Source organism: uncultured Tenacibaculum sp. (assembly GCF_947494125.1).
Lineage (GTDB): Bacteria > Bacteroidota > Bacteroidia > Flavobacteriales > Flavobacteriaceae > Polaribacter.
This window is the reverse complement of record NZ_CANLTU010000004.1, coordinates 1-11,631: the sequence shown is the minus strand read 5'-3', so window position 1 is coordinate 11,631 and position 11,631 is coordinate 1. Positions and strand designations below refer to the sequence as shown.

Here is an 11,631-nt window from a genome sequence, read left to right as displayed (position 1 = left end):
TGAAAAGAGGTATACTTCTTTAAAATTAATTTAATAATAAAAATTTTAATCATGAAAAAACAATTTGATTTAACAAAATTTGAAAAGCTAGAAACGTCAAACGATTCTTTAAAAGGAGGATTTTCAGAAGCACTTTCAGCTACAGGAGGAATTAGTAACGTTGATTTAGATGTTAACCTTGCTAGGAACTGTGGTTCTACTAACAGCGGATGTAATTTAGTTGCTGGTTGTGGAGGAAGTAAAGAGATTGCTAAATAAAGCAACAAACTAAATTTAATGTGGAGGTATGTTTTTAACATGCCTTCATATTAAACTAACAATGTAAAATTTTAATTATGAAAAATAAAAAATTTGATTTAGCAAAGTTTGAAAAATTAGAAACCTCTAATGATTCTTTAAAAGGAGGATTTTCAGAAGCACTTTCAGTTACAGGAGGAATTAGTAACATTGAATTAGATATTAATCTCGCTAAAAATTGTGGTTCTACTAACACCGGATGTAATTTAGTTGCTGGTTGTGGAGGAAGTAAAGAGATTGCTAAATAAAGCAACAAACTAAACCAAATATGAAGATATGTTAAAAGCATGTCTTCATTTTTGAAAAGATTTGGTCAGTCTTAATATGACTTTAATTATTTACCGATTTACAGTTTACTATAATAGTTAACAGCTAATATTTTTATAAATCGCATACATTTTTTTTATTTATAAATACTAAATTATGAAATATAGTCAATTCAACTCAATAATTCCTTATAATAACCAGTTTGCTCTTTATAATGCTTTTGAAGATAAAGTTATTTTTTTAGAAGACGATTTAAAGGAGCTTCTTATAGCTGGTAAACATGAAGGAATAGACGAATTAGAACAGATACACCCTGCATTTTATAAATACCTTTCAGAAAATAAATTTTTAGTGAACAATGATGTAGATGAGGTTGATAAAGTAAGAGAAGTAGCTAAAAAGGTAGATGAACAAACATCAATGTTTCAATTAACCATTAATCCAACAATGAACTGCAATTTTAAATGCTGGTATTGTTATGAAGACCATATTAAAGCTTCTCGTTTAAAGAGTACAATGGTGGTTAAAGTTAATAAATTTGTAACAAAAAAGCTTCAAGATGAATACTTAAAATATTTTCATGTAGGTTTTTTTGGAGGGGAACCATTATTGTATTTTAAAAAAAATGTAATTCCTATTATTGACCATATAGCTGAAGAAAGTAAAGTTTATAATAAAGATTTTGGTATAAATTTTACGTCTAATGGATATTTAGTAAATCAAGATTTTGTTGATTACTTTCATAGTAAAAATCTTACATGCAATTTACAAATAACATTAGATGGTTATAGAGAAGAACATGATAAAGTGCGGTTTGTAACTAAAACAAAAGGATCTTATTTTGAGATAGTTAATAATATAAAATTATTAATTAGAAATGGTTTTCACGTACGTCTCCGAATAAATTATACAAGTGAAAATTTAAAAGATACATTTAAAATTATCGATGATTTTTCTGATGTAGATTTAAAGCATATAAAGAAAAATTTAATTGTTGACTATCATAGAGTTTGGCAAGACGATGCAGTTGATGATTTAGATACTGTTTTAAATGAAAACATGGAAATTATTAAATCTAAAGGGTTTAATGTAACAGGTACTTTTTCAGCCAATAATGTTTTAAATTCATGTTATGCAGATAAAAGAAGTAGCGCGGTAATTAATTATAATGGAGATTTATATAAATGTACAGCAAGGGATTTCAAAAAGGAAAGTAGAAATGGTTATATAGATAGCGATGGTACTTTAATTTGGGATGATGGTTATGTAGAAAAAAGAATGAGTTCAAAACTACATAATAAACCTTGCTTAAGTTGTAAGATAATGCCTCTATGTAATGGGGGATGCAGTCAACATGCAATGGAAAATCTTGAAAATGAAGAAGGATATTGTGTATATGCATTTGATGAAACTCAAAAAGATAAAGTTATTTATGCTAAGGTTACAGACATACTTAAATCAGCCTAACAAGAGAAGTAAAAAACTTCCTTTTATATATCAATTAACAAGTACAGATTGCGCAGCAGCTTGTTTGTGCATGATTGTTAATTACTTTGATAAAAAAACAAGTTTAAATGACTTAAAAAAATATTTTGAGTTTACTAGGAACGGAGTATCTATTAATGATATTGTAGATGTAGCTGAAAGAATAGGACTGTCAGCAACTGTTTTAAAAGTAAGTTCAGAAGAACTAGCTACTATCCCATATCCAACTATTCTATATTGGAAACAAGAACACTTCTTAGTATATGATAAGGCTAAAAATAGTAAAGGAAGCTTAACATTTCATTTAGCAGATCCAGCATATGGAAAAGTAAAACTAGATAAAGAAACATTTGAAAATGAATGGAAGGGTATTAATGATAAAGGTATAGCTATAGTATTACAGCCAAATGAAAGTTTTGATACGCTTAATTTAAAGGCAGATACAAATACCATTAAACCATTTTCAAGTCCAATAATTAATTACATTAAAGAGTTTTTAGTAAAAAATAAACTTAAGTACATCTTAGCGCTAGCTTTACTAATTGTAAGCCTTGTTGCTAACTGGGCTATTCCTTTTATCTTTCAAAAAATTATTGATGATGGTGTTATGTCTAAAAGCATGCACATGGTGTATTTCTTTTTGATATCTCAGGTAGTTTTGTTCTTATCATATTTTATTTCTGATTTTTTTAGTAGATTAATTTTAACAAAATTTAATTTTTCATTAAGTATTAACCTCAAAAAAAATCTATTATTTAAGCTGATTAAACTACCTATAAATTATTTTGATACAAGGTTAAATACAGAAACATTACAAAGAATCAATGACCAAAATCAGATACAAAGTTACATGACCTGGAAAGGTCCAGAGTTAATAATTAGTACATTAAATATATTAATTTTTGGAAGTATATTATTGTACTTCAATACAACAGTTTTTTTATCTTATTTTATTTTAAGTATTTTTTCTTTTGTATGGGTGTTTCTATTTTTAAAAAGGAGAGCTATTTTAGAATATGCAATGTTTTTGAAAAAGTCAGAAAACAGCAACCATATTTATGAGTTTATTATGAATATGCCAGAAATAAAAATAAATAATGCTCAAGACAACATAATTAATAAAATAACAAACATTCAAGAGAAGTTAAACGATATAGAGTTACGTTCACTATATCTTAATACTTATCAACTTATAGGGGTAAATGTTCTAACTAAAATTAAAGAAATTGTAGCTATTGGAGTTTGTGCTTATTTTATTATTGAAGGTCAAATAACTTTAGGAGCTTTAATAAGTATATCATATGTTATAGGTCAGTTAACTGGACCAATGAATAATATAACTAGTTTTATAAAAGATACTCAGGACGCTAAATTGTCTAATGATAGAATTAACGACATATATGCAACAAAAGAAGAGAATAAAAATAAAAGTGTTGATTTTTCAACTAGAGATGTCTCAAACATTAATATTCAAAATTTATCATTCAAATATCCAGGTAAATTTAGTCCTACTATTATTGATGATGTAAGTTTTAAGATTAAAAAAAATACAGTTACGGCAATAGTTGGAGCTAGTGGAAGTGGAAAAACTACATTATTAAAATTATTATTATCATTCTATTTAACTAAACCCAATACTATTTCTATTGACGGAACAGATATGAATGATATTATTCCTTCTAGCTGGAGAGAACAATGTGGTATTGTAATGCAAGATGGTAACATTTTTAGTGGTACTGTAGCAGAAAATATTACTTTTTCTGAAGAAAATGTAGATCATGATAGGTTAAAAAAGGCTTGTGAAATTTCAAGTGCTTATGAGTTTATTAAACAATTGCCTATGAGGTTTAATACTAAGATTGGTAATTCTGGATTACAACTTAGTGGTGGTCAGAAACAAAGGATTTTAATAGCAAGAGCAATATATAAAAATCCTGATTATATTTTTTTAGATGAGGCAACAAGTGCATTAGATGCAGAAAATGAAAAAATAATACATAACAATCTTCAAGAATTTTTTATAGGTAAAACAGTTGTTGTTATTGCTCACAGACTTTCAACAGTAAAAAATGCAGATAATATTATTGTTTTGAAAAAAGGAAAAGTAGTCGAGTCAGGAAATCACAAGGAGTTAACTGAAAATAGAGGAGAATATTATCACTTAGTAAAAAATCAATTAGAATTAGGAAATTAATATTTTTATTAAAACAATATATATATATTCAGATTTTTGCTTGTAAGATTAAAGGTTATATTTGTTGAAAATTAATTATTATGAAAAAAGTATTTATTACTATCCTTTCAGCATCATTCATGATGCTAAGTTGTAAAGATGATAAGAAATCATCTAATTCTCAAACCCAAACAGAAGTAGTTAAAGAACAAAAAAAAGAAGCTAATACAGCAGCTATTTGTTTATTAGAAAAACTATCTATTAGAGCTACTCCAAAGGCTAAAGGGAAATGGATTACTTCAATGAGTTTGGGAGAAAAAATTGAATTAACAGGTGAAGAAACAACTGATTCAATCTCTAAAAAACTGTACTATAAAGTTAGATTAATTGATGGTAAAGAAGGGTGGACTAGAGCTAGTTTTTTAGCTGTAAATGGAAAAGTAGCAACTTTATTAAAAGAAGCAACAGTTTATAAAAGACCTGATTTATTGACTAAAACAGAAAAGAAATATAGTACAATGGATATTATTGCTGTTTTAAAAACTCAAGACGATTGGATGCTTGTAAAAGGAAAAAGAGCAACTGGAGAATATATCGAAGAGGGTTGGATTAAAGCTGGAAATTTATCAGAATCTTCAGTAGATATAGCTGTAGCAAAATTTGCAAATGTAGCTATGGCTACTGGAACAATGACAGATAGAATAAAAGCATTAGAAGAACTTGTTAATAATGCAGATTTCTCTTCTTCATCTTTTATAGAAAAGTTACAAGAGAAAATTGAAGATTATAAGTCTAAGAATCTTAAAATTGATACTGAAGAAGCAGCTGTAGATTAAAAGGTGTTATAAGCAAGATAAATAAAAAAGCGATTTAGAATTTAAAATTCTAAATCGCTTTTTTAATAAGCTAAACTTTTTACAGTTTAATATAAGTTTTTAAATTTCTGAGGATTAGCTTCATGCATAATCTCATATATTTTTTCGAAAATATCTTCTGTAGATGGCTTAGAGAAATAGTCACCATCTGTACCATAAGCAGGTCTGTGTGCTTTAGCTGTTAAAGTTTGCGGTTTACTATCTAAGTGTTTATAACCATTCTGATTTTCTACAATTTCTTGTAATAAATAGGCAGAAGCTCCACCAGGTACATCTTCATCAACGACCAATAAACGGTTTGTTTTTGCAAGAGACTTTACAGTATCATGATTTAAATCAAAAGGTAATAAACTTTGAGCATCTACAATTTCTATATCAATACCAACTTGAGCTAAATCTTTAGCAGCTTCTTCCACAATTCTTAAAGTAGATCCGTATGATATTACAGTAATATCTGTTCCTTCTTTAATGGTTTCTACAACTCCAATAGGAGTTTTAAATTCTCCTAAATTTGTTGGTAATTCTTCTTTTAAACGATATCCGTTTAAACATTCTACAACTAAAGCAGGATCGTCACCTTCTAATAAGGTATTATAAAATCCAGCAGCCTTAGTCATATTTCTAGGAACCAATACATGAATTCCACGAATGTTATTTATAATTCCACCCATTGGAGATCCAGAATGCCAAATACCTTCTAAACGATGTCCACGGGTTCTAATAATTAATGGAGCTTTTTGTTTACCAAAAGTACGGTAACGAAGTGTTGCTAAATCGTCACTCATAATTTGTAAAGCGTACAATAAATAATCTAAATATTGAATTTCTGCAATTGGACGTAAACCACGCATTGCCATTCCAATACCTTGTCCTAAAATTGTAGCTTCACGAATACCTGTATCAGATACTCTTAATTCACCATATTTTTCTTGTAAACCTTCTAATCCTTGATTAACATCTCCAATATAACCAGCATCTTCACCAAAAATTAATGTTTCTGGATGTTTCTTTAAAATAGCATCAAAATTATCACGCATAATAATACGTGCATCAACTAAGTTTTTATCAGAAGCATAAGTAGGAGCTTCTGGAGCAATATTTTGTGTAGCTAACTCAGTTTCACTTAATAAATGTGCTGAATATTTTACAGCAGCATTCTCAATTGAAGTTTTAATGAAGTTTTGTAATTCAACTTTTTCAGCAAAACTTTCGTCTTTTAAATAACGTAAGCTTTTACGTGCAGCTACCAAAATATCTTTTCTAATAGGCTCGGCAATATTTGCTAAGTCATTTTTATATTTTGTAATAAATGAACTGTTGTTACTTTTATTAGCTACTCTTTCTAGTAAATCTACACTAGTAGTAACTTCAGCTTTTATTTCATTAGTATAAGCACTCCATGCATCACGTTTAGCTTTACTAACTTTTTTCTTAGCCTCTTTATCTATCTTAATTAATTCTTCTTCAGATTCAATGAATTTTAACACCCCACCTTTTTCGTCTTGCAATTCAAATTCTAAAATCCATTTACGCATTTGAGTAATACAATCAAATTCTTGCTCCCATTGTAAACGTTCTTGTGATTTATATCTTTCGTGTGATCCAGAAGTAGAATGACCTTGTGGTTGTGTTAATTCTTTTACGTGAATTAATACGGGAATATGTTGCTCTCTAGCAATTTTAGATGCTTTATTATATGTATCAATTAGTTGTACATAATCCCAACCATTAACTACAAAAATTTCATATCCGTTGGTGTCGTTTTCTTTTTGAAAACCTTTTAATATTTCAGAAATACTTTCTTTGGTTGTTTGATGTTTTGCATGTACAGAAATTCCGTATTCATCATCCCAAACATTCATTACCATTGGTACTTGTAAAACGCCTGCTGCATTTATAGTTTCAAAAAATAGTCCCTCAGATGTACTTGCATTACCAATAGTTCCCCAAGCAACTTCGTTACCTTCATTAGAAAAATTTGTGTGATTTTCTAAACCTTTTACGTTACGATAAATTTTAGAAGCCTGTGCTAAACCTAGTAAACGAGGCATTTGACCAGCAGTTGGAGAAATATCTGCCGATGAATTTTTTTGTGCTGTTAAGTTTTTCCAATTACCATTTTCATCAATTGAATGGGTTGCAAAATGACCTCCCATTTGACGCCCAGCTGACATTGGTTCAATATCAATATCTGTATGTGCATACAACCCCGCGAAAAACTGCTGTGGAGTTAATTGATCAATAGCCATCATGAAAGTTTGATCACGATAATATCCCGAACGGAAATCACCATTCTTAAAAGCTTTTGCCATTGCCAATTGTGGAACTTCTTTACCATCACCAAAAATTCCGAATTTTGCTTTTCCTGTTAAAACTTCTCTACGTCCTAATAAACTACATTCTCTACTTATACGAGCGATTCTATAGTCGTTTAAAACTTCATTTTTAAAATCTTGAAAAGAAAGTTGTTGAGTGTTAGCTACTTCGGTCTTTTGCATCATAATCATCTAGTTTTGGTGTGGATACAAAGATAGTTTTTTTAGTTGAAATTTAAAAATTTCAAATTTTATTGAATATTCTTCAAAAAAAATGGATAAAAACGACTTTTGTTGAAGTATCTATAATAATCCTCTTCTTAGGAAATTATAAATTCTATCGATGTTGGTTGTAATTATGAATCTAATTTTTGTTGGATAAGCTTCTTTTGTAACTTCAAATCCTTCATTAGTGTAAATTGGGAAATAAAATTCGAAGATATTAGGCACTAAATTTAACCGAATTCCATTCTCATAAAAGAACTTAGGAGAAGTGTTTTTATTTTTAAGCATGGCAAAATCATTATATACTTCTGCCCATTTCCATACACTAACACTGGTGTTTAACGATGTTATTAATTGATTTGAAAACTGAGGTTCACTAAATTTAGATTTAAAGCCTCCTTGACCAATAATAAATTGTTGGCTGAAAATTCCTTCATTTTCTGAACGTCCGAATAGGTTTTGTTCAAATAAATAATCAGATCCTCTATTTAAACCAAAGCTAAAATAATCTCCTTCTGTTTTATTAGATAAAAAGTAACCGCCAAAAAATCGAATATCGAAACTTTGATCAGTTGAAAAAAATCTACGATAACGAATATCGGTTGAGATTTTACTGAAATTTGAATTGAATTCTGCATTTACTGCGTACAAAGTTCTATTGATTGCACTAAATTTTGAATGTATATATCTTAAGTTAATAATGTTGTATTTATCACTATCTTCTTTTGGTTTACTAGCTAAAATTTCTTTATTAACACTAATCATTCGAGCAATTAAAAGCTGTAACCCATTTTCTCGAAGTGAATTTCTTCTGAATTGAAAACTTACAAAAGGAGAGAATGTATTGTATTCAAGTTCGGGTGCATAATGGAAGTTACTCCCTCTAATACCATAACGTATTTTGTAAATTTTTGATTCTTTTAAGAAATGATTATAAGAAAACGAATAAGAACCTGTAAAATTCCTACTTTTTGTACTGTAATTAGGTGTTAGACTAAATTCAAAATTATGATTTACTACCGACTGATTATTTATATTTACACCAAGTATAAGTCCATCATATAAATTATACTTAAAATCAGGATAATAGAATAACTGACTATAATATGGGTTTTCTACATCCTTAAAAAACCGAAATTGTAAGGGTTTATTTATAAGACTGTTATTTGTATTTCTAAAATTGTCTAAAGAATTATATTCTGGATAAATATTCTCATAGTTTAGGGCTAGTTTATTAAAATCACCATTTTTTATTTTAATAGTTTTAGAAGAATCAATGGCTGGTATCCATTTTTTATATTTAATTTTCTTTTTCTCAATACCATACAATGCGATAGGAGCAGAGAAACTTCTTTTATTTTTTATAGTTACTTCTAAAGAGTCTTTATTATTAGAGTATTTAATTTTATCTATTTTATAATCTATTTTTTTATTAGTTTTTATGTAATCATTAAAAAACCAATTTAAATTTTTAGAAGTGTTTTTTTGAAGAACCTTGGCAAAAAAGCTACTACTGCTTAATTTTAATTGCTTTCTTGAGTAGTATTCTTTTAATGAGTTTTTTAAGGTATCTCCGCCAATATAATCTTTAAGGTATAATAACCCTAAGCCAGCTTTGTATTTACTCACTATTTTCCTGTTAAAATTTGAAAGGGAATCGGCAGGAATATTTAATGCTTGGTCGTAAAATTTACGAGCACTAAATTGATAAACAAAAGCATATTTATCGTTCTGTTTTAATTTAGCAATATTATAAATTCTTAATGGCCAATATTTAGAATACTTACCCAGTATAGTTGTATTTGGATAATATTTTTTCATGTATTCCATCATCAAGAAAGTTTGTAGGCCATCGGTAAGCCAGTAATCATTTCGTTGATTTAGGATTAATACATCATCAATGTATTTTTTTGTAAGTGCTTTAAAGAAGTTGATTTCCCATCTAAAATTTTTAGGAAATGGTTTTAGCCATCTTGGAAGTCCATAAATTTCATGCAAAGAGTTTTTATTTATCGTATTTGCATCAACAAAAATTTCAGTGTGCGGATGTTTACCTAAGTAGTCTTCTATGAAATCAATTTGCTTATTGATTATCTTTGATGTTGTTGTATTTGGAATACTTTTTAAATAGGCATCAGTTTTTATTTCTTTGTCTTTTGTTTTAAAAGATGTAAATCTATTGCGTGTATCTATATTTAGTATAATATCTTTTTTTCTGCCACCTACTAGGTAATATTCTATATAGTTTTCTTTTTTTGTTTCATATTGATATAAGTTACTTTCAACAGTATATTCTTTGGGGACATTAATGTTTATTTTATAATCAGTAAGATTTTGATATAAATCATCAATATTTAAATTACTCATTAGGTGCCATTTCTTATTATAAACGGCAGGAATTATATGCCAAAAACGCAAGTGATAACCAGTTTTTGTTTTTCCATAACCTGTATATTTTGCATTTGGAATTTTAATAGTGTAAGTAGTCGATAAAACGATACTGTCTTTAGGTTCGAGAGTTTTATTTAAAAGAACTTCTATTATATCTTGGTGACCTTGTTTTTCTTTAAAAGATACTTGTTGATGATCTACGGTCAGATTATGAATTTTAGTAAAGCCTCTTTCTTTTTCTTTAGAAAAATAAAAATCTTTTTTATAATCTTCAACAAATCTTTGACCTAAAGGAGTATCATTATTTTTAAAACTATTGGCCCAGTTATGCAAAAAGACAGCGTTGAGATTTTTTGAAGAATTGTTGTGAAATATAGTTTTTTGCTGGATTTTAAGAAGATCGTTCTCTACGTCTAATCTAGCATTTATATCTATTGAATTTGTTTGCGCAATTATAGAATAACAGCACAAATAAAAGAAAGGTAAAAAAAGTAGTGGTTTTTTTTTCAAATTCAAACTTAAAATAAAAGGCTCGTTGAATATTCAACGAGCCTTAAAGATAATTATTTTTAGAAATTTGGTTTTAATTCGTATTTCGCATAGAATTTATTAAAGTGTTCTACAGCTTCATCAGCAGTATCAACAACCCTAAATAGATTTAAATCTTTTTCGCTAATGTTACCTTCTTCTAGTAAGGTATTCTTAATCCATTCTAATAAACCAGACCAGAATTTCTTACCAACTAGAACAATTGGGAAACGACCAATTTTATTTGTTTGAATTAGAGTAATTGCTTCAAAAAGTTCATCCATAGTACCAAAACCACCTGGCATTACAACAAAACCTTGAGAATACTTTACAAACATTACTTTACGAACAAAGAAATAATCAAACTCTAAGTTTTTATCACGATCAACCCAAGGATTGTCATGTTGTTCAAAAGGTAGTTCGATATTCAATCCTACTGAGGTTCCTTTTCCTCTACGTGCTCCTTTATTACCCGCTTCCATTATACCTGGACCACCACCGGTTATTACTCCAAATCCATTCTGTGTTAATTTATAACCTACTTCTTCTGCTAATTTATAATAAGGATCGTCAGTTTTAGTTCGTGCCGAGCCAAAAATAGATACACAAGGACCAATTTTACTTAATTTTTCATATCCTTCAACAAATTCAGACATGATTTTAAAAATAGCCCATGAATCATTTGTTTTTATCTCGTTCCAAGTTTTTTGTTGTAATCTTTCTCTAATTTTTCTGTCATCGTTCGGACTCATACTCATAATCTTTTATATTAATGTAACAATTTACGTTGCTTAAATTACTTTTTTAGCAAGCTTGCTAATTTAGTTATTTTATATAATTAATAAGTAGGTAATTAGAATTTTTATTTTATAATATTTCTAAGTTGATAGAAGAAGCGTTCAATCAAACGTAAATCTTCGGTTACTATATTGGCAGTACCTTTCATTTCTTGTCTGAAAGCTATTTTTTTATCATAGGTAGTTTTTAAATCCTGAGGCAATGCTACATCTATTAAATAGTTTCCTTCTTCATCTGGTATTAATGAAATTGATTTTACTGTACCGTTTAATTCACC

The 11,631-nt window shown here is 28.4% G+C and carries 8 protein-coding genes and 1 pseudogene; 5 read left to right on the top strand and 4 right to left on the bottom strand.

Features of this window, described 5'->3' with window-relative positions; genetic code table 11:
- Positions 1 to 51 precede the first annotated feature (51 nt).
- The 5 genes from Q0881_RS08540 (at position 52) to Q0881_RS08520 (ending at position 5,058) form a co-directional block, all read left to right on the top strand.
- Entirely contained in the window at positions 52 to 258 is a 207-nt protein-coding gene (locus Q0881_RS08540; protein ID WP_299158969.1) for a hypothetical protein, read from the top strand.
- Between the two features lie 77 nt (positions 259 to 335).
- The gene (locus Q0881_RS08535) at positions 336 to 545 is read left to right on the top strand and encodes a hypothetical protein (RefSeq protein ID WP_299158966.1); all 210 of its coding nucleotides are present in this window, start codon (positions 336 to 338) and stop codon (positions 543 to 545) included.
- Between the two features lie 175 nt (positions 546 to 720).
- On the top strand, positions 721 to 2,031 hold the full coding sequence (locus Q0881_RS08530) for a radical SAM protein (protein ID WP_299158963.1): 1,311 nt from the start codon (positions 721 to 723) through the stop codon (positions 2,029 to 2,031).
- Entirely contained in the window at positions 1,997 to 4,243 is a 2,247-nt protein-coding gene (locus Q0881_RS08525; protein ID WP_299158960.1) for a peptidase domain-containing ABC transporter, read from the top strand. The genes Q0881_RS08530 and Q0881_RS08525 overlap by 35 nt, the downstream gene beginning before the upstream one ends.
- Positions 4,244 to 4,323: 80 nt before the next feature.
- Positions 4,324 to 5,058 carry an SH3 domain-containing protein gene (locus Q0881_RS08520; protein WP_299158958.1) on the top strand — a complete coding sequence of 245 codons (735 nt, stop codon included), beginning with the start codon at positions 4,324 to 4,326 and terminating at the stop codon, positions 5,056 to 5,058.
- Positions 5,059 to 5,144: 86 nt separating this feature from the next.
- Here the strand turns inward: Q0881_RS08520 and Q0881_RS08515 are convergent, their stop codons facing one another.
- The 4 genes and pseudogenes from Q0881_RS08515 to Q0881_RS08500 all read right to left on the bottom strand — a co-directional run.
- Positions 5,145 to 7,598: an alpha-ketoacid dehydrogenase subunit alpha/beta gene (locus Q0881_RS08515; RefSeq protein ID WP_299158955.1), complete on the bottom strand. Its 2,454-nt coding sequence runs from the start codon at positions 7,596 to 7,598 to the stop codon at positions 5,145 to 5,147.
- Positions 7,599 to 7,715: 117 nt separating this feature from the next.
- A complete protein-coding gene (locus Q0881_RS08510) occupies positions 7,716 to 10,361 on the bottom strand; it encodes an aminopeptidase (protein ID WP_299158952.1) in 2,646 nt (881 codons plus the stop codon).
- A 236-nt stretch (positions 10,362 to 10,597) separates the two neighbouring features.
- Positions 10,598 to 11,308, bottom strand: a complete 711-nt coding sequence (locus Q0881_RS08505; protein ID WP_299158949.1) for a TIGR00730 family Rossman fold protein — start codon at positions 11,306 to 11,308, stop codon at positions 10,598 to 10,600.
- Positions 11,309 to 11,418: 110 nt separating this feature from the next.
- Positions 11,419 to 11,631: pseudogene (locus Q0881_RS08500) on the bottom strand (HlyD family secretion protein); the annotation flags it as partial.

Bases quoted from the DNA above. Each gene is read 5' to 3' on its own strand.
- Q0881_RS08535 (WP_299158966.1), top strand. From the start codon at position 336: ATGAAAAATAAAAAATTTGATTTAGCAAAGTTTGAAAAATTAGAAACC.
- Q0881_RS08515 (WP_299158955.1), bottom strand. From the start codon at position 7,598: ATGATGCAAAAGACCGAAGTAGCTAACACTCAACAACTTTCTTTTCAA.
- Q0881_RS08525 (WP_299158960.1), top strand. From the start codon at position 1,997: ATGCTAAGGTTACAGACATACTTAAATCAGCCTAACAAGAGAAGTAAA.
- Q0881_RS08520 (WP_299158958.1), top strand. From the start codon at position 4,324: ATGAAAAAAGTATTTATTACTATCCTTTCAGCATCATTCATGATGCTA.
- Q0881_RS08530 (WP_299158963.1), top strand. From the start codon at position 721: ATGAAATATAGTCAATTCAACTCAATAATTCCTTATAATAACCAGTTT.
- Q0881_RS08540 (WP_299158969.1), top strand. From the start codon at position 52: ATGAAAAAACAATTTGATTTAACAAAATTTGAAAAGCTAGAAACGTCA.
- Q0881_RS08505 (WP_299158949.1), bottom strand. From the start codon at position 11,308: ATGAGTCCGAACGATGACAGAAAAATTAGAGAAAGATTACAACAAAAA.